The 19,450-nt window shown below is 45.0% G+C and carries 14 protein-coding genes; 1 reads left to right on the top strand and 13 read right to left on the bottom strand.

The genetic code is table 11. The annotated features are described in order from the left end of the window. Positions 1 to 19: 19 nt before the first annotated feature. Genes tssC through tagH form a run of 10 tightly spaced genes read right to left on the bottom strand, consistent with a single transcriptional unit; the run spans position 20 to position 12,852 of the window. Positions 20 to 1,516, bottom strand: coding sequence for a type VI secretion system contractile sheath large subunit (tssC, locus tag ACKLNH_RS11080; RefSeq protein WP_413112321.1), 1,497 nt, complete (start codon positions 1,514 to 1,516; stop codon positions 20 to 22). Beyond that, entirely contained in the window at positions 1,513 to 2,082 is a 570-nt protein-coding gene (gene tssB, locus ACKLNH_RS11085) for a type VI secretion system contractile sheath small subunit (RefSeq protein WP_413112322.1), read from the bottom strand. The genes tssC and tssB overlap by 4 nt, the downstream gene beginning before the upstream one ends. Positions 2,083 to 2,103: 21 nt before the next feature. Then, a complete protein-coding gene (gene tssA / locus ACKLNH_RS11090) occupies positions 2,104 to 3,291 on the bottom strand; it encodes a type VI secretion system protein TssA (RefSeq protein ID WP_413112323.1) in 1,188 nt (395 codons plus the stop codon). Further along, entirely contained in the window at positions 3,281 to 4,093 is an 813-nt protein-coding gene (locus ACKLNH_RS11095; RefSeq protein ID WP_413112324.1) for a PP2C family protein-serine/threonine phosphatase, read from the bottom strand. The genes tssA and ACKLNH_RS11095 overlap by 11 nt, the downstream gene beginning before the upstream one ends. Further along, positions 4,090 to 4,785: a type VI secretion system-associated protein TagF gene (tagF, locus tag ACKLNH_RS11100; RefSeq protein WP_413112325.1), complete on the bottom strand. Its 696-nt coding sequence runs from the start codon at positions 4,783 to 4,785 to the stop codon at positions 4,090 to 4,092. The genes ACKLNH_RS11095 and tagF overlap by 4 nt, the downstream gene beginning before the upstream one ends. Further along, complete coding sequence (gene tssM, locus ACKLNH_RS11105) at positions 4,767 to 8,324, bottom strand: type VI secretion system membrane subunit TssM (RefSeq protein WP_413112326.1); 3,558 nt, start codon at positions 8,322 to 8,324, stop codon at positions 4,767 to 4,769. Before tssM ends, tagF begins: the two co-directional genes overlap by 19 nt. Continuing rightward, a complete protein-coding gene (tssL, locus tag ACKLNH_RS11110) occupies positions 8,324 to 9,646 on the bottom strand; it encodes a type VI secretion system protein TssL, long form (protein WP_413112327.1) in 1,323 nt (440 codons plus the stop codon). Before tssL ends, tssM begins: the two co-directional genes overlap by 1 nt. A gap of 12 nt (positions 9,647 to 9,658) precedes the next feature. Further along, positions 9,659 to 10,984, bottom strand: a complete 1,326-nt coding sequence (gene tssK / locus ACKLNH_RS11115; protein ID WP_413112328.1) for a type VI secretion system baseplate subunit TssK — start codon at positions 10,982 to 10,984, stop codon at positions 9,659 to 9,661. A gap of 20 nt (positions 10,985 to 11,004) precedes the next feature. Continuing rightward, the gene (gene tssJ / locus ACKLNH_RS11120) at positions 11,005 to 11,451 is read right to left on the bottom strand and encodes a type VI secretion system lipoprotein TssJ (protein ID WP_413112329.1); all 447 of its coding nucleotides are present in this window, start codon (positions 11,449 to 11,451) and stop codon (positions 11,005 to 11,007) included. A 12-nt stretch (positions 11,452 to 11,463) separates the two neighbouring features. After that, on the bottom strand, positions 11,464 to 12,852 hold the full coding sequence (tagH, locus tag ACKLNH_RS11125) for a type VI secretion system-associated FHA domain protein TagH (RefSeq protein ID WP_413112330.1): 1,389 nt from the start codon (positions 12,850 to 12,852) through the stop codon (positions 11,464 to 11,466). 257 nt (positions 12,853 to 13,109) lie between these two features. On the opposite strand from tagH, the gene ACKLNH_RS11130 reads away from it, so the two are divergent. Further along, on the top strand, positions 13,110 to 15,158 hold the full coding sequence (locus ACKLNH_RS11130) for a serine/threonine-protein kinase (RefSeq protein WP_413112331.1): 2,049 nt from the start codon (positions 13,110 to 13,112) through the stop codon (positions 15,156 to 15,158). A gap of 99 nt (positions 15,159 to 15,257) precedes the next feature. Here the strand turns inward: ACKLNH_RS11130 and ACKLNH_RS11135 are convergent, their stop codons facing one another. The 3 genes from ACKLNH_RS11135 to ACKLNH_RS11145 all read right to left on the bottom strand — a co-directional run bounded on the left by ACKLNH_RS11135 (position 15,258) and on the right by ACKLNH_RS11145 (position 19,325). Then, the gene (locus tag ACKLNH_RS11135) at positions 15,258 to 16,640 is read right to left on the bottom strand and encodes an OmpA family protein (RefSeq protein ID WP_413112332.1); all 1,383 of its coding nucleotides are present in this window, start codon (positions 16,638 to 16,640) and stop codon (positions 15,258 to 15,260) included. 683 nt (positions 16,641 to 17,323) lie between these two features. Next, a complete protein-coding gene (locus ACKLNH_RS11140; RefSeq protein WP_413112333.1) occupies positions 17,324 to 18,334 on the bottom strand; it encodes a linear amide C-N hydrolase in 1,011 nt (336 codons plus the stop codon). 94 nt (positions 18,335 to 18,428) lie between these two features. Further along, positions 18,429 to 19,325 (bottom strand): LysR family transcriptional regulator, encoded by an 897-nt coding sequence (locus tag ACKLNH_RS11145; RefSeq protein WP_413112334.1) that lies wholly within the window; start codon positions 19,323 to 19,325, stop codon positions 18,429 to 18,431. Between the last annotated feature and the right edge of the window lie 125 nt (positions 19,326 to 19,450).

Here is a 19,450-nt window from a genome sequence, read left to right on the forward strand (position 1 = left end):
CAGGCCCACTGAATCCCATTTACGAGTTAGTTGGGATCTTGGCAACAAGTCGCAATGAGGTACTCAACTCTTCCATCTGCAACCACGGTTTTAACCACGCCACCGCATTGTAAACACCCGGACTTCCAGGGACTTCTTTCACCGATACGCGCGCATCGGCTAACGGGAACTGAGCACGGATTTCCTGACCGCCCCCTTCAGATGCATTAACATACGAGAGAATCCAACGATTAAGCCAAGCTTCAACATCTTCTGCTTCCATGAAGCTACCAATTTTGTCCCGAGCCATCACCTTCAGGTAATGGGCGAAACGGGATGTCGCCATAATGTAAGGCAGTCGTGCTGAGATAGCGGCATTCGCTGTTGCATCTGGATTGTTGTAGATTTCTGGTTTTTGGCAGCTTTGCGCACCGAAGAAAACGGCATAGTCGGTATTTTTGTAGTGACACAACGGCAAGAAGCCCAGCTTGCTCAACTCAGCTTCGCGACGGTCGGTGATACCCACTTCTGTCGGGCATTTCACGTCCGGATCCCCATCATCACTAATAAACGTATGTGCTGGCAGGCCATCGACACGGCCCCCGCCTTCAGCGCCACGAATGGCGGTGCAGAAACCATATTTAGAGAACGCTTCTGTCATCTTCGTTCCCATCACATACGCGGAGTTCATCCAACAATAGTTGTCGTGAGCGGCCGTTTTATGCAGGTTCAATGGAGACTCATCACTGACTTCGAACTCTTCATAACCAAACTCTTCAACGCGCGATGACATCTGTCCGTAAGGGAGACGTGCGAGAACTCGCGGCATGGTTAATGAAACGAAACGCGAATCTGGGCTTTCACGGAACGAACGCCACTGGGTGTACTCTAGCGACTCAAAAACTTTATCCAAATCGCGAGGCTTGGACAGTTCATCCCACTCTTCAAAACCAAACAGTGCCGGTGATGCTGCCGACAAGAACGGCGCAAAACTGGCTGCTGCGACATTCGACATCAGGCTTAATGTCTCGATGTCTTCCGGATGATTAGTAAATTCATAGTCTCCAATTAACGCGCCATAAGGTTCGCCACCAGCAGAACCAAACTCAGACTCGTAGACTTTTTTGAATATTTGGCTTTGATCAAACTCGACCGCTTTACTCAGATCTTTATGCAGCTCTTTCTTGGTTAAGCTGACCATACGTATTTTCAGCGTTTTACTCGTATCGGAGTTAGCCACTAAATACTCAAGCCCACGCCATGTTCCTTCCAGTTTCTGGAATTTTTCGTGGTGCATAATTTCTGACAGCTGCGTTGAAATAGTCTCATCTAATTTTTCAATCGCTTCTCGAAAGGTAATGGTTAGATTCTTATTCCAAGTCACCGTACCTTTCATGGCTTCTTCAGTTAAGGTTTTGATGAGTTCCTGCGCACGTGACGTCTCTGTCTGCTTAGTCGCAGATAGTGCCATATCAAGAAACGATGTTGTTTCAGTACTCGTCGATGCATCTAATTGGTTTAAGACTTCGGTACTCATGCTTTTTCCCCTTCTTCGCTCACTTGCGCAGCATTGTCAGCTTGAGCGCCAGACTCACCCTCGGATGCGCCATCAATCAGGTCGAGTTCACTCGCCAACTGATTTAAGTTAGTGGTATTGTTAAGCACAGACTCAAGCACATCCTCTAACTGCTCAGAGCGGTCTATCTTGGTCATTAAGTCACGCAACTTATTGCGGGTTTCCATGAGTTTCTTTAACGGCTCAACTTGATTAACCACTGCGCCAGGTTCGAAGTCTTTCATGCTTTCAAAGCTAAGATTTATATCGAACTTGCTATCATTGCCTTCTAGGGTATTTTCTACTCTGAACGACAGGCCTGGATTCATTTTTTTGAGCACATCATCGAAATTGTCGTTATCAATCTGGATAAAACGGCGATCCTTTAACGACTTGAGTGATTCTGTATTTTGACCTGCGAAGTCACCCATTACACCGACGACAAATGGCAGCTCTTTTCTTACCGAGGTATCATCCGTTTCTACCTCATAGGTTATGTGCACACGAGGCTTTCTAACCCTTGATAACTTTCCGTGAATACTGCTCATTATTTCTCCCTATATTTGTTATTAAGACTTGCTATTACTGTCATCTTTGACGATTCCAACCAACCGGAAATAACCTTCGCGGGCGTCGCCACTATCAATTAACTCAGCTAAAAGCTCCGGCAGACTCATGTCGCACCAACGCACAATTTGATCAATCGAGTAAGAGACGGGGGAATGTGGTTCCGTCTGTCTGAAAAAATCTGCAATTTTAATGAGTTGTACAATTGCTTGTTCACGTTGTTGAATATTGCCTGTAACCGTGTCGTGTTGCTCCGATACATCCGTTACTTCTTCGGCATCATCCGGTTCAACACCCCCCCTTAGAGCCTGCAACTTGTCGCCTGCGAGATGCACAATCGCATCATGAAAATCTTGGAGCCGCTTAGAGATATTGCTACTGGGTAGTTTCAATTGACAGGCGAGATCTATACTGCCAACCGCTTGCGCGTAAGCATCAATTGCCACATTAATTTCTGCGAGTAATGCTTGATAGAACGGGCTACTCGACGCCTTCACCGCACGCTCGAGATCATCGAGGGCGACGCCACCCGCATCAATTTTTTGTTGACGCTTATCAGTATCTAGGCGACTAATGTCATTGGCTTGCTGATACTCCCATAACGAATACTCCCCTTCTGCCAGATCTTCGGTAAGGGCAATACAGCTAATCGGCATCAATAACGTACCTTCTCCATCCACACCATTTAGACCGATAAGTGCGGAGACTCGCTCTTCTTGATCGTCATCCTCAACCAAGGGAAATATGCCATCCCAATATCGCTCAATTAGCTGTGCGGTGAGCAGGTAACTCATTGCCAATCCACCAAAACCATAGATACGTGTATTGGCCTCAATCAACCATGCCAATAGCTCAAAGTCTTTACTCTGTGTGGCAATAATGTCTGGCAACTCTTGCGCCAACGGCCGCCACAAGTGAGCAAGGCTCAATAAAGGCTCCCCATCAATCAATGCATCACGTTCGGCCGAACGCGCTTGAGAACGGATGTCTTTTAAACGGTAGTACGCTGACGTTGGACCAATGTCTTGGCGCAAGTCGCTTCCACACGGCGACGCTTCACTAATAGGCTCAAGCAACCGATTGATGTCCAGCAGTTCGGAAAAACGTTGCAGCTTTTTTGGTAGTTCAAACCGTGTCGGCTCTACTGTCATCTGCTCATCTTCTGTCGTTGAATCGGCACTATATGTCATAGCCTTTTCTCCCTAACCCTGAGAACACCGGCACTGTGGCATCATTGCGATCTTGCGACTCTTTCCACTGACCAAGGTAGCTGGCTTTTACGACCGCACAGGTCACATTATCCGTGGCACCTTTAACTAAAGCAGAGTGCATTAAGGCAAGGCCCGACTGATTTACCGTCTGTGCCTCAAGGCAAAACGCAATCTCTTGGTTGGTTAGCTCTTTGGTTAAACCATCGGTACATAATATGAATTGGTCGTCTGAACATAGTTGTCCCGAGACCTGATCCACGACCACCTGAGGTAGCACACCGACAGCACGAGTAATGACATTCGCCATCGGATGATTTTCAGCCTCACTCGCTAGAATCAATCCTTGGTCAACCATTTCTGTCACTTGACTATGATCTCGGCTTTTTTGCTCAAATTGGCCTTTTCTCAGTCGGTAAAAGCGGCTGTCTCCTACCCACAAACAGTGATACTGACCCGCATCAATAAAGAGCACGACGGCGGTTGTCCCCATCGTACTGCCTTCCAAGTAGTCTGCGGCATATTGATAAATCGCTTGATTTGCTTTAACGATGGCGTCTTTCAAATGGTCAATATTCAGATCTTGCGTCTCATCAACCACTTTGCGCACGGTATCCACCAGCATTTGACTCGCAATATCTCCGGCTTTATGCCCTCCCATGCCATCTGCGACGACCCAAACACGATGAGAGAGCATTTCAGTACAACAGTCTTCGTTATAAGGACGAACCTTGCCCGCATGACTTTTTACAAAACTAAAAAACTGCCAATCACTCATCTTCATTGCGCACACCATTGCTTCCATTGTCCATCTAGCATTGCCGAAAACTGACTAATACTCGGCAATCCATTGGTAATTAGGCTACAGCCCGGCACCGCGTCTGAACCTGCGGTCCACCACACACAATAGTGAGGACGATGTTGGCGTAACTGCTGATCCAACAGCTGAATTGGAGAGAGTGGCTCTTCGTGGAGAACAAGATCGAGCAAAGGAAAACGGGCATACTGTGTCGTCACCTGCTCAGGTCGGGGCAGCATTGCTGCCCACGTAGGTTTTTTCAGCTGTTCACCCCATTGTCCAAAATCAATGCTTTCCTCCAGCACATCCAAAATGCAAGGCTCAATGTCCTCGCTCCATTGAGGCTGACACCAATAAGCCGCTGGCAAATACTCCGCCTCTGCCGCTAATGTGAAGAAAAAATGCCGGCCCACACTGTCAATACTTGGGATAAACGTACCTATCATCGCACTTTCACCGCACACACCTGCAGACAGTGCAAAGTGCCAAATAGGCGCGGTGAGATAGTAATCTTGCCATTTGTCTTCCAGTTGCTCTCGACTCACGGCAAGAATGGCCTGTTGCCACTCTCGCCATTGGTTAATAAAGTCTATCGGTAATCCGTCTTGAACAAAGTCACCTTTGGCGGGCAATTTTCCAACATACCCCCACAGCGGCATTACAGCATCTTCGGACATGCGAATCGCTCCATTTCACGAGACCAAAATGGATTAATCTCACTGTCTGGGATCAGCTGTAGCTGTGCTTTGGTGCCGTTAATATCTATCATCACTATATTGTCTCGTCGTGCTTCAGGCCTGGACAGTAGCGCTTCATCTAATAGCCTGAAGATCCCCCATTGGCTGTGATAATTTTGCGTGATTTCTCCGCCGGAGTTAGGTGGCGTAAATACAATTCGGGTATTCGATGCGCGATCAGGCCAGGTAATGTTAGTAATGCGCGTAGGACCGTGACTGTATGATAGAGACTGCCTCCCTATTTCGATTTTTAGACGTGTAATATGTTGATCCAAATACAAAGGACGCAGCCCAAACTCAACATTGATGCGGTTGCTTGATTGATCGAAGAAGGCTCGACGTATACGGTGTGCGTGTTCAAACACTGCCAGTGACTGCTGGCTAACACCAATCTCTTTATCAAAACGCCACTCGCCTCGGGATGTATCCACAAAAGGGGCTAAATAATCTTGGAAGAACTTATCCATGGTGCCGCCATACCCAAAGAAGTTCTCAAAATCACTCAATTTCACCTCTTTACTTGACGCCGGATTAAAAGGATAGCGGTTGGCGATTGTCTGCTGATAATCCGTTAAAACAGTATTAGCCCAGATATCATTGAGGTGGTATTGCGAGCCCTTTTTAGCCAGTTGGGTTGTCTCGTTCGCCATATTGTTCACCCAGTGGCGGAACGGCATTGGAAGCACTGAGTCGGTAGTACGAAATGAACGTGATAAATCTCGAATAGCGTTACCATCTAGCAACTTGTTATACGCCTCTTTATCCATGCTTTCTGCATTGGATAAATCGAGCAAATAGTTGTGGTAAGTAGAAAAAGTAGAGGCCATCTGTTCAAACTCGGCATCGCCAAGTTGCAGCAAGTCATAGAATGCATATTCCACTTCTTTGCCGGGTAACTTCAAATCGACACTTGGCATCTTTTTCGGTAAATAGCGTCCAATGCGTGATTTGGATGAGCGCAGTGCGACATCAGAGACATTGGATGCCACTTCACCAGCCGCCTTAACGTTATCGCTCACTTCAACTCGGGTTAAACCCAGTTGCGACTGATAAGCCAAGATCAACTGCTGTAGCGGCTGTTCTGGCCCGGCAATGATCTTCGCTTGGGCTAAACTGGCACTCACGCCTCGCGTCTTTTTAAGCACTAAGTCATTAACGAGTTGATCCCACTCATCAATATAATCTCGCAGGTAATGCTCACGTACCTCTGCAACCAGTGCTTCTTCATCTTCACGGGTTAATTCTATCTTGTCGCCGTAAACCCAGTTGTCCTCTGTTAGCAGTCGCACTGTTCGCCCAACTTGGCGTTCAAATACCATATGAAAGCCGTTGTACGTATAAAAACCCGGTATTCCCATGGTCAGTGGCTTTCCGCTAAGGCGTTCGAACTGGGTCAAACTGCGCGACATCAGCACATCGGTCACTCTGAATGAAGAGATATGGCTATCCATATACTCCAATTTCATACGTTGGTAGGCACGCTCCGAAATCGGCATCGTGGTCAGTTCCTGTCGAGCCATTTCAATGGCTTCCACATCTGGCTTAGCATCGATGTACATATACGCAAGCATGCTATCTACATGGCCTAACAATGACTGACGCAATGACTTACTTAGCTCACCTGGATAACTACGCTCAAAATAGGCTGAGAACCATCCCACCACCTGATCTTGGTCATAATGCTCATGGTCAAACATCATTAGATAGGTTTTAAGCGTTTCATACAGGTATTCACGATGCTGTTGATTTGCCGCCATTTCATCGACCAATAGCCTCGCTGCATAATGAGATAGCGGTCCTTTTAATGCGTTAATGTAGGCTTGCGTGGCAGGTTGGCCGATTTTGTTTCCTTGATAAAAACCTGCCCGTTTCACCCCTTGCCCATCAAGATCGTTACCAGCAAATCCGGCAGGCAGTGCTCTCAATTGGTCCAACGCATGGCTTAAGGTATCCACGTCTAACTGTTCATCAAGCTGCTGACCATTGAGCACATGTTGATATTCTGTCATCGCCTGCTCGGAAGCATGAACCAAATTAAGATTCCACTGATAGCTGTAGTACCACAACAGTGACATCGCCGATGTCACCACTACCCCACCAGCAATCGCGGCGCGATGAACCCAGCGATTCTGCTTCTCGTGATGTCGATTAACACTGCCTATATACTGTTCAGGGAAAATAATGTCTTCAAACAGCGCTTTAATAAAATATCCTTCCTGATGCCCATCAGCACTTCGCAGAGGGATCTGTGCCAGCCCTAGGCCACCGGATGTTTCTGCCATGACACGATCAATCGGTTTGCCTTTTTGTGCAGCACTGACAATAAAGACCCCACGTAACATCGGCGCTTTTTCAAAAGCATTCGCAGCAAAGACTTCTTTCAAAAAGTCATCAATTTGCGACTGCAACATACGAAGCTGCTTGGGGAACTCATAGATCAGGGAGCGGTCGTCCATATCGCGTTCAGTTTGCAAACGCTCTGGCATATATGAAAGAAGCTCTGTTAGCAGACGGTGAAACTCCTTATTGAAAAGACTAACGACCCCTTGTTCGTGATCGTGCTTCAATGGAAACATCATCCCCCACACTGTTTCGCGTTTCTCTGGTGGCAGTTCAGCAAAGAACTCACTGAATCCGGCAACCAGATCAGCTTTCGTTAACATGACATAAACAGGAAAGTGCATCCCAAGTTGGTTACGCAACTCTTGAATACGCATCTTAATTGCCCGTGCATGCAAATTGCGTTCAGTGCGAGATTGCGTCATTAAACTAGGTAAACTGACGGTTACAATGGCACCATTAATTGGACGCTTGGTGCGGTACTGCTTTAGCAACCCCAAGAAACCGAGCCACGCTTTACTGTCTACTGCTGCGTGACTGTCTTGTGTGGTATAGCGACCTGCGGTATCAATCAATACCGCTTTGTTTGTAAACCACCAATCACAATGACGAGTTCCACCAATGCCGGCCAATGGGGCATCACCGAGAGAGTCTTGCAACGGAAATTCCAAACCTGAGTTGGCTAAGGTGGTCGTCTTTCCTGTGCCTGGCGGCCCAATCATGACGTACCAAGGCAACGAATAAACGCTTTTTTTTCCACGCTTTGAGGTTTTGTTTAAGAGCTGAATCGCGGTTTGAATCCGCTCACTGATGGTGTCGATTTCATGCTTGGTCGCTTCATTTTGTAGTTCATCATTTTTTTGATCTCCGCCATCTAACAGCTTCGCGACACTCTCTTTTTTCTCTTTCTTACTTTTAGAAAGATGAAGAATGTTAATTCCGCCCCACAAGAAGGCAATCGCCAACAATGTGCAGTAGCGTACCGTTTCACTTTGAAAGGGTTCTTTACCCGCAACAGCTAGTAATGGGCCGCCAAACCAAATCAAAAATGCCAGTGCAAGACAGCCGATCAAGGTTCTAAACCATTTGCACGCAAACAATCGTCCAACTGCCGCAGCCATACGCTTAATCAGTCTCATTACAGCCCCGCTCTACGTTGTTCAAACACAATATCAATCTCTACACGGCGATTACGTGCTCGGTTCTCATCAGTATCGTTAGAAAACCGAGGGGATGTCTCTCCCATACCTTCAGACCACAAACGCCGCGCAAGCTGATTTCCAGAAGCAAGCAGATCGGCGACAGAGTTCGCTCGTGCTAATGATAAATGCCAGTTAGACGGGTATTTGCTGGTAAAAATGGGGCGGTCGTCCGTATGCCCTACCACTAAAATGCGTCCATCAACGCTTTGCAAGACACGGCCTACTTTGGATACAATTGGGGACATGTGGGACTGAATATCTGCGCTGCCAGACGCAAACAACTCACTTGATTTAAGTACGATACGTAAGCGATCGGGTAAATCAACGAGCTCGATAACGCCTTGGTCGATTTCCGTTTGTAGCATTTGATATATCGCTAAACGTGCCGGATCGTCGACAAATAAAGCATCGTCAATATTGCTATTTAAAGGTACAAGGGTCGAGAGACTCACGAAGGTACTGTTAGAACGTTCATTTATAATATAATTGAAATACATAAATACCGATAACATCAACACGGCAAACAGCGACAATGAAACCCATGCAGGAAGCGGGTCTTTATGTTCACTTTGCTCTATAACTTGTTCTTTAATGTTGGTAATTAAAGGTGTGTCTTTACCACCTTTAAGATCTTTCAACGCCTTATAAGCGCGATAGCGATATTCTTCATGCTTTTCTCTTCCTTGCTTTTCAATGCGTAACTTACCGACAAAACCAAGGGTCAAACAAAGATATTGTAGCTCTAGAAGATCAGGGTAAGCATCGGGCTGGCCTAACGTGTTATCAAGTAGTGTGTAAAAATGCTCGCCCCCCCAAGTATCAGCATAAAACGTCGATAGCAGGCTATCACTGGTCCACACAGACTGCTCGCCCCATACCGTATTGAGCACAGTCTCATCCAACAGACAACATACGCAGTACCGAGCCGACTCAATCAGCTCGTTACTGACTTGTTGTTGACGCATCCTTGTTTCGTAATCACGAACATAGTCGATACATGCTTGCCGCAATGTCCCAACGTCGCCATGATTGCTGGTGGAACGAATTTGCCCAACCAAAGATAAAAGAACGCTGGCTTCATCAATCATCGGGCTCTCACCCATCGACGGTAAACGTGACATCGCCGATGTTGTGGCACCCTTTGTTAGCAGAACGGTACAATCGTTATCTACACCCATTTCGTTGGCCATGGGTGCTGGCTCAGGTCTAGATTGCGTTCGTCGTCCAGGACGAGGTTTCATCAAGGTACTATCAACCATTTAACTTACCCACTACAGTGCAATTGACCAAAGCTCTAACTCAAGCGCCGGATACTGACCTGACAGATGAAGGGCGATGCCTCCGCTTGCCCCTAAGCGAGACCAATAATCATTTGACTTATCGAGCTCAAAATACTGATAACCCGCGTTATATGGAATTTGGCGCGGTGCGACGGGTAATGGGCTGACACCAATCCCCTGCAGTTGGTTGTTAACCAGATCGCGTATATGTTCAACGGGACCAATTTTTATTTGCGCAGGGAAACGTCGTCGAATCTCTTCCCCATCGATATCGGCTTTCACGGCCAATACAAACTGGCCCGTTTCAAGCACCTTCTTATCTGTTAATGCCGACACGCGAATGCCAAACTGTGTCATCTCTAGCGGCATCCGGGTTGCCGTCTGCTCAAGCACAACGCTCAAACAGTGGGTAAGAATGTTAACCACTGCTGAAAAAACCACGGGTAAATCATGATGGTTATAAGCAGGGAGTGCGGGCGGGCGTTTATCTTTACTGGTAAATGCCGATAATTCTCCGATTAATCCATAAAAATGTGCACATAACTCAAAAGGATGGATTCCCTCAGACTGAGAATACAAACGAAGCATGGACTCATAGCGATTTAAGACCTGTAGCATCATAAAATCCGCCGCCGAGGTGACATTACCTTTTCCTTGTGACATTCGATTGGCAATAGCATCGGCACGTAACTTAATCATGCCAATCACATCCTTAAGAAAATGGACTAAGACTGGGCTGGCAGTAACGGTAATACACGGAGGAATAAATTGTTGATCAAGCGTGACCTCTCCTTCAGCGCTAACAGACTGAATAGCGGCAATAGCTATCGAGTGAAACCCCGTCACCGGCGCGCTCGCGACCTTGAGAGAACAGTTCAGTTTAGCGAGCTGAATGATCTCTTCATCTTGTCCATCACTTTCATCAACCACAGCATAATCTTGATAACGGTAACGCGCGATAGCCATACTGCTATCATTCGCAATATTGACCTCGCGCGGTTTGCTGTGAGGAATGAGAAGATACACTTTCATTCCTTTGTCATCTTTGTCGATGTTGATAGGCGTTGGTGATTCATCACGCTCAGGGGCAATGAACATTGAGCGATCCGGTAGTACTGCTACACACTCAGTGAGGGCAAATTGGCCTTCTTTTAATAAGCTTTGATCAATCTCTAGCGAGGTTATTCCCCACGAGTATTTGGTCAAGCTTTCGTGTAGCAATGCGCTTTCGCGCTTTATCGCCCGCTCTTGCTGCTGAAAATGCTGGGGACGCAAAAACATTCCTTCGCTCCAAGCGACCCGGTCAAACTCACTCATACTTATCCTTCAGTTCCGTTCTATTTTTTTACTGAAATTCGTAACTCATCGATCTTGACGGCAAGGGTGTCGTACCCCTTAGGATCAATCTCAATGACTTCTCGCCAGTGGGCATTTTCAATATCTCGATAAGCCGCAACAATGCCAATATATCGAGAGGCTGACACCATGCTGGCCTCAAACGTTTCACTCGACCCCGGATAAAATGAGTACTCTTGAATAACAACAAGATCCGATCCTAAGGCCTTTTTGGGGGACTCATAGAGAGAGAAAAAATCACGGCTATCGAATAACGTACGCGATGTCAGTTCGTAAACTTTAACAACAAGTGGTGAAGCTCGACCGTTCAGATCTGGGTTTATCCCTTCACTAGCCTCGAATTCAAGCGTGGTATATGCAGGTTTAAAATAGTTAAACGTACAGCCAGACAACAATATAAATACTAGAAATAACAGTCTTTTATGCATGATGATTCCTCGCTACTTTAGGCTAGTTTCATAGGCTTTAACAAAGTCTTCTAAGTAAAATGGTTTTTCGTTAGATTGCATTTCACTTTCAAGTTCGAAATATCGTTGTTGGAACAGGTTCCATTGCCTTGCATCAATGCGCGACGGGTTCATCCGGTCGAGAATACCCGTCGTCTCTAGTGATGTGACGCTATTGTCGGGGTGAAGCATCTTCATAACCCCATTGACAACCCCATCAACGCCACTCATCATTGCGTTTTCGTGTTTTTCAATGTCGTTAAACGCTTCAGTAATGGCGCGATCGTGGGTTAAGAAACTGACAGACGTGCGGTTAAATAAGTTATGCACTGCATCTTCAAACGTGGCAGAGAACTTCAACGGATTATTTTCTTGGCGTTGAAAGGCGGTGTGATTAAGGCGATTTGATTGCTTAAATGAAGCTCGATGATGCAGGGTGTCCATTAAGCCCGTCATCATCAACTGCATAGATTGCCCAACGTTAAACCACCATTGGCTGGTATTATCCACCGGCACCATCTCTTCAGGGATACCCATCCCTCGCAGGAACGCTGCCGTTGGAGATTCATCTGTCGCCGACATTGCGTTGAGCATCGCTGTTTTCACTACCCGCGCATGTGTGGTATGAGTAGTGCTTTTAGAACGTGGCGCTTTTTCAACGCCGTGTGTTAACGAGGAACTAGCCTGCCTTGATGCTGCTGGACGAGAAACTTGTACCGGCGATTTTTTCGGGCTCTGATCTAATATCGGCGACGCCACATCTAACGTAGCTTCTGTGGCTGCGAGATCATTGTTTGTTACTGCAAGGGCGGTCGGCTGATTCAAAAAATCCCAATCATCAGGAATCTCATCGAAATCACCACTTAACTCATAATCAAAGCTATCTTCAAGCTCACCCAAAAAGTCATTCTTTAGGGTTGCCTGCGATTCAACGGTATTGTCAATTGCAGCTGTACACACCGCCGACGATTGACGATTCTCTTGCTGCTGACTATCACTCGATGCAGAGGAAGCGCGTGTTTGTAGCGGCTCACCGATGCCATCCTCAAGTTTTGTCAGTGCTACTTCAACCTCATAGTCACCAAACGTAATCAAATCACCATCAGACAACATAACACGCTTACTCTTTCCTATCGGCATCACATTGCGATTTAGAAACACGCCATTGGTCGAGCAATCGACCAAATAAAAATGGCCCTGTCTAAATTGAAATTTTCCATGTACGCCAGATACCACTCGCTCAGGGTCCGGTAAAACCCAATCACAATCAGCAGCACGACCAAATAAAAAAGCAGACGAATCATCAATCGCAGAAATAGTAACAACTGATTTCATTTCAGATGTAAATTTGTGATAACTCACGATTGATAACGTCAAGTCCATGAACACTCCAGGCAAGAAAATTAATAATTATTGAAATGAAACTAAATTTACGCTGGGTACTATCTACATTTAACCGAGCTTAATCAATCTAGACAAATATTGCCGCGTCATTTTCTTGACATGTCGTCGACGGGAAATGTAATAAATAAATTTGTCAATTTACTATTTTGTATAGTGGCTTTAAAAAAATGACATACCTGACCGTGACATCGCGCATAAAAACTTAGTATGTATGTTAAATAAATAGGAGCCTTAATATGTCCCAAGCGAAACCTCAATCTATACAAAAGGAATCCGATGGAGATAAAACGCACATTGTTAATAGTGAAGACAATATCACCAATAACAAAGAAAATATCTCTAAAACGGAAGTGGCTGGCAGTACCAATAAACAACCAGTAAAACTTATTGGTCAAGTAATTAAAGGCCGCTACTGTATTGAAAGCCTTCTCGGCCACGGTGGAATGTGTGATGTTTACAAAGCCACGGATAGATTGCTAGAAAAAACGGGGGCAGAATCACCTTATGTCGCACTAAAAATACTTCAACCAGAGTTTGCCGAACAACCAGAAGTTATAAAATCACTATTTAGAGAAGCGCAAAATACGCAACAATTAAGCCACCATAACATTATTCGCATCTATGATTTCGGGGTAGATAAACAAATCTACTTCCTCGTAATGGAATACCTTGATGGTGAAACACTTGAAGAGGTTATTCAGCGTTCACGCCCTCATGGGTTATCCTTTAAAAGTGCCTATAAAATCCTTCAAAAAGTTCTGCATGCTTTAGATTATGCCCATCAGCAAAATGTGGTACATGCCGACCTTAAACCAAGCAATATCATGCTTAATCGCAACGGAGAGGTGAAAGTTTTTGATTTTGGCGTGTCCAAGGTCTATCAAGAAGACACGGACATTTACGCAGCAAAACTACAACAAGAAGATTCGTCGTTAAGCGGCTATACACCCAACTATGCATCAATCAATCTGCTAGAAGGCAAAGAAGCATCTCAGCAAGATGATATGTTTGCGTTTAACTGCATCGCATATGAATTGCTTTCTAGCCGACACCCTTTTGGCCGTAAGCCTTCTAACATCGCAAAATCCGAGAATTACACATTAACTAAACTCGCTAAATTACCTATGGGGATATGGGGAGCACTAAAACGCGGGCTCGACCTAACAGGCAATCTCTCACCGTTGTCTGCTCAAGAGACAATTAAGTGTTTTGAAAGAAAGACCTCTTCATACTTAGCTTGTGGTGTTATCTCGCTAATGATCATGATTATTGCTGGGGTCAGTATTCATCATCAACATACCAAGTATCAAACGCTTGTGGAACAAGTGGCCTTTTATCAGAATGAACAAGCGCAAACGAATGCTTGGTTAGCAATGAGTCCAGAAACATTGCTTCAAAAACACAATAGTATATCCAACAGTAATCCGATCATCAGCGATGGGCTCTTCAGGCAGCACCGAAAAGAGATCATCGCTATCTTTGACTCACGTGTTGAAACGATTTTGAATAATAGAGAGAGCAAGTTTCCTGACTATTATGCCATTGATGATGTGTTCAATGACGCCTATGAACTGTATCCTGACTCGCAAGCACTAAAAAGGCTGGCCACGGATATTGAGTCTAGTTGGCAAAATACTGTCGATGTTCTTCAGCAACGGATTAATATGCACCTAGAAAAGGGAAACTATGGTGATGATGATAAAGAAGACAATGTCTACGTACTTAAAGACGACTTAACAACAGTTCGAAAAGACCTTATCTTCTCACCCACAACAACAGCAACAGATCGCTTTGTCGAGCAATATAGAGCTGCGATTAAAAACGACGATGTGCATGCCCTAACGATAATTATTACCATCGGCGAACTTTTCTTTGCCAATAACAGTGACCTCAGTGAACTCATCGAATTTGGCAATCGATTGAAATCATCTATTTTTGTACTGAATGAATACAATGCTGAGATTGAGAAAGGAAATAGCATTCCATTCCCTTACGAAGCGGCTGAAGTCTATTATTTTCAGAGGTTTGAAGATCTGAACGCCACTCTCTCTGATGATATTTCTGTCGCCAAACTCGATGAGCTAGTTCGAAATGTTGATAATATCGCCACGCGTTTACCTGAAGACTTCTTACCCCTTACCAATCTACGCTCTAATGTAGCAGAGCAATACATGCGGATATCGGACAAGCTATCCAATGCGAAAAAAGATCGCTTAGCAAACCAAGTAATGCGGAAGGCTAATCAACAGTTGGCACTAGCAAAAAACATTAGAAGCCGTAATTAATTGTCCACTGCAGCGATGAATACATAACGTAACGAAAAAAAGAGCAGAATATCTGCTCTTTTTTTGTGGCGTATTACAGCTCGTTTAATTACAACCAGGTTAACTACCATCTAGTTTAAAATCAATGTCTCTGACAAGCTGCACTTTTCGCTTATTGCGGTAAAAAATCCCTGCTGACTTAGTCGTCACGTCACCTTCAGTGGAAAATATGACATCAGAGCACAGCATGTGTGCATTTCTTTGCTCGGGATACATCCGGAGCAACACGCTATTGTCGCCTTTATATGTTTCAACGTGCGTTGTGTAAATGTAATCTGGAACTTGCTCACTGCCGCCATCATTGTTGATAAAGAATGATACCTTCGGACTTGTGGCCGATTCCAGCGTTTCACGCTTAATGTCTATTGGACCAATTTTAACCCGTGTGTTTTCTGCCTGTCCTACCCAAGTGGAACGGAACAAATTACCAACACTGGATAGCTCTTTCGAGTGTGTCAATGGTTCACCGGTGGCATAGTTAATTGTTTTTGAACGGTATACTGGTTCAACCTCAATGCATGTTGCAATATGCTGATTCGTTTCATCGGCAGATAATGAATGACGCTGCGCCGCTAAAAGGGATTGAAAATCTATTGGTGCAGACGCCGCTGGAACACCGCCCAACCCTAAACGACCATCTGTTGGTTTCTTTGATGGCACTTCGGGACGCTCACTAATAGGCTTCATATTGAGCACGTTTTCAATACGTTGCTTTTTCGCCATTGCGGTGCGTGCCACGTTGAAATCAACCGGCTCACCGTTGCTAATAATATCCAAAAGTTCAAAACGGCGATTCGCTTCACGCCCTGCCTTTGTCGCATTGCTTGCAATAGGCTGAGACTGCCCCACTCCCTCATAATAGAGACGAGTACTATCTAGCCCTAGCCTAACCAGCTCATCAGCAATGAATTTTGCTCGCTGTTCAGACAGTAACTGATTGTACTTAGCCGAGCCTGTGCTGTCTGTATGACCAACAACATAGACACTAGAAGAGTTATCGAGTGTTGCTAAATACGCATTCAGGAAGTGGCGCAGCTTAGCTAGCTGAAACTGATCACTGATATCGGCGCGGTCACTAGCAAACATAGCCTCTTGAGAGGTCAATGAAACCTGCGATGCCAGAACATTTTTGATTGAATTTTGGCTAAAGAATGCCCCACTACTATCTTCAGAAATGCGCTCAAATTGAGCTTGATAGCGTGACATTTTTGCGACATCTGCTATCTGATCATCTCGGTAATCAAAATAAAACTCAGTACCGCAGGCGTCAATTAACTGATTGACATTCCCGACGGCCTCTTTTGGCTCTATAACCCCAGAATCATCAACCGTACATACAACGGCCTGCTGCTCTTCAACCGATGCACATCCTGTAATACCCAAAATAGCCATAATGGCTATCGACAATGGCAACCTAAGGCCAGTAATATTATTCTTCTCCACAAACTCACTCTCTTCACGTTTTTGTTAAACCTTCAAAATAGTGACCACTTAAAACACTATTTAATAATATAAACAGCATGAACTCTGTACACCTATCATTATGATTCGTGCTCACACTAACAGGTATAGCGTACCATTAATAACACAACCCACATCACAAACAGCATGTCTTAATAAAATAAATGCGGCGCTAAATGCAAACTTCACACAAACATTCAGCGTCACTAAAACGTCATCTCATAATAACGAAAACGACAAACCATAATTAACATAACAATAAATAAGCGCTGCAGGCATAGTGTTATCATGTAAATCACACCTCTATCATTAAATAGCAGTGTCAAAAAATAGACGCATGCCAAATAAGAACCAAATCAACAAGGTTTAATTTGCAACAGAAATACACAATTAAATCAGAACAAGACTATTACTGTAATTCGAACATGCCCATGCGGAGAGTGGGTATTTTATGACGGCAAGGCATTCCAGTAAGGGATATTATTCGTCGCGCCGTCGTGAGCGGAGGGTAATCGCATCGGCTTCAAAAAATAGGCGAGTTATCTTTGTCGATAGATCAATTATGAAGGGCAAGCTAACGTAAGTAACAATGATTCCGTATAACAAAAAACGATACTTGCCCTGTTTAAGGCAAGTATCGAGCGGCTCTTTAAATTAGCAGAGACTTACTTAATCGCGTCCAGCTCACCCATTGCAGACGTGTACAATGGAACACGGAACGATTTACCCATCAGATCGTACACATTAAAGCGAACAGTATTCCAATGCTCACCGAAGTTGTACTCATACACGCTGTCACCAGTTTCTAAGCTCTGTGTCAACGTCCACTCCGTCGCATAACCCGTCATACCTTGACCAAAGTCCATATATGGGGCATCTGCTGGTACACGGTAAGGGACTGATGATAATTTCATCATGCCGTTTAACGAACTGCTTGGCTCGTCCAACCAATTTAGGAAGTAACTCGCGTGTACAAAACGGCTGCGAGAAGCACTATTGCCGTTCGAACCAAACTCAAGGTTACGGTCAGCCGATTCCCAAGATGGCTTCACTTTCTCCAAGTTATCAAGATGCTCTTGCATTGATGGGTCGTTCGTCATCACTGCCGCTTCTTCGCCGCGGTAGACTTTAATACCATCGGGATCAAGTTGGATAATGGCACGGTCACCACCTTTGTCGGTAATTGACCAGTGCAGCGTGATGTCTACAGGCATCGCTTCAAGGCTCATGGATGCATAATCGAGCGTTGGCAACGCCGTTAACACTTCTTCAACAGTGGCGAAAGAGGTTAGAAAATACTCGCCCATCGTGAATTGTGTCACTTGCTTAGGGTGTGTTACAGGATCCATTGTCATTGAACGATAGAACAGTGTGTTAACCTGCAGGCCTTCACTGTTAACACCATCATGCACAAGATCCAACTCGCCGTAGGCAAGCACGCCGACCACGTCGTACTTCACTGTGTATTTATCACCAAGACCGGCACCATGAATATAGCGCTCATCGCCTTTAACGATTCCACCAAGGTGTGGGAAAGTTGACTCCATCCAGTCGTTAGTACGCGTCGTAATAACACCATGGTTCTCGGTATTCCACGCAATAGAGGTACAAGCTAGCGCGGTGCTTGCGGTCATTCCCGCCATTGCAACGCCTAAAGCAATCGCTTTCAAGTTCATCGTCTTTTTCCGTTAGTTATGATTGAAACCGAGAGAATCATAACGTCGTTAGAAAGCACAACAAACTCACGATGTGAGCATTAGGCCCTCACTTCTAATCAAGTTTCTCGTAACTAACTGCGTACGCTTTGATCAACTCTATAAGGTATGAGGCGACAGGACCCATCGATTTTACTGCCTGCCATAACACAACTGGAAAACGTAATGCCGTGCTTAACTCTTCTAAGCAGAGTTCTTGTAACTCTCCAGCCTTTATTGCGCGCTCAACACAATGTGACGGTAGTACCGCCCACCCTTCACCGGACGACAGTAAATGCAACAACACTTGTAGACTGTCAAATCGCTGAATATGATTCGATACACAAACCGATCTCGCTATACCACTATGATAATAATCATCTAATACAAGTTGATGCAGATACTGAAGATCTGCAAAACCTGCAGGCTTCTCTTTTGCTAAAAAGCTTGGGCTTGCGCAAACGGTATAGGGAATATTAGATAAGTACCTAAAATCAATAGAGGTTATGGAGTTTCCGTTCGGGCAGACAACAATTGCCAAATCAGCTTCATTCCTTTGTAGTGCGGAAAGAATGTCGCTGTTAGTACTTCTTAACCAATGCACTTTAACTTGCTGATAGCGCTCACGTAACTGCGTCATAATATCGGCAATCAATTGTTCTGGTAGTTGCACTGAATAGTAAATAGTAAGATCAGTCTCTACGCCTTTTTCTTGGTATAAACAGAGTTGCTCAAAAGCACTACTGGCGGCATTCAGTGCTTTAGCTTGTTGATAGAGTACTTTCCCCTGCTCAGTTAAGGTTGGATATCTCGCACTGCGATCAAAGAGATTCATGTTAATCTCTATCTCCAAATTAGAAATAACCTGACCTAGTGTTGTACGATGCTTACCAAGGGTTTTCGCCGCGGCACTGAATGAGCCGGTATCAGCAACCGCGACAAACGCTTGTACTTGTTCAAAACTAATTTTCATAATGGGTAAATATCAAATGACTACTATGAGGATTTGATAATCATTTTATGCCGAGAAATGAGAACGAGCAATGTACTGCAATGGAAATGGTAAAGCAAACACACGCTTCTTCAGGGTACTTTCTC

The sequence above is a fragment of the Thaumasiovibrio clandestinus genome (genome assembly GCF_047250365.1).
GTDB lineage: Bacteria > Pseudomonadota > Gammaproteobacteria > Enterobacterales > Vibrionaceae > Thaumasiovibrio.

Bases quoted from the DNA above. Each gene is read 5' to 3' on its own strand.
- tssC (WP_413112321.1), bottom strand. From the start codon at position 1,516: ATGAGTACCGAAGTCTTAAACCAATTAGATGCATCGACGAGTACTGAA.
- tssB (WP_413112322.1), bottom strand. From the start codon at position 2,082: ATGAGCAGTATTCACGGAAAGTTATCAAGGGTTAGAAAGCCTCGTGTG.
- tssA (WP_413112323.1), bottom strand. From the start codon at position 3,291: ATGACATATAGTGCCGATTCAACGACAGAAGATGAGCAGATGACAGTA.
- ACKLNH_RS11095 (WP_413112324.1), bottom strand. From the start codon at position 4,093: ATGAAGATGAGTGATTGGCAGTTTTTTAGTTTTGTAAAAAGTCATGCG.
- tagF (WP_413112325.1), bottom strand. From the start codon at position 4,785: ATGTCCGAAGATGCTGTAATGCCGCTGTGGGGGTATGTTGGAAAATTG.
- tssM (WP_413112326.1), bottom strand. From the start codon at position 8,324: ATGAGACTGATTAAGCGTATGGCTGCGGCAGTTGGACGATTGTTTGCG.
- tssL (WP_413112327.1), bottom strand. From the start codon at position 9,646: ATGGTTGATAGTACCTTGATGAAACCTCGTCCTGGACGACGAACGCAA.
- tssK (WP_413112328.1), bottom strand. From the start codon at position 10,984: ATGAGTGAGTTTGACCGGGTCGCTTGGAGCGAAGGAATGTTTTTGCGT.
- tssJ (WP_413112329.1), bottom strand. From the start codon at position 11,451: ATGCATAAAAGACTGTTATTTCTAGTATTTATATTGTTGTCTGGCTGT.
- tagH (WP_413112330.1), bottom strand. From the start codon at position 12,852: ATGGACTTGACGTTATCAATCGTGAGTTATCACAAATTTACATCTGAA.
- ACKLNH_RS11130 (WP_413112331.1), top strand. From the start codon at position 13,110: ATGTCCCAAGCGAAACCTCAATCTATACAAAAGGAATCCGATGGAGAT.
- ACKLNH_RS11140 (WP_413112333.1), bottom strand. From the start codon at position 18,334: ATGAACTTGAAAGCGATTGCTTTAGGCGTTGCAATGGCGGGAATGACC.
- ACKLNH_RS11145 (WP_413112334.1), bottom strand. From the start codon at position 19,325: ATGAAAATTAGTTTTGAACAAGTACAAGCGTTTGTCGCGGTTGCTGAT.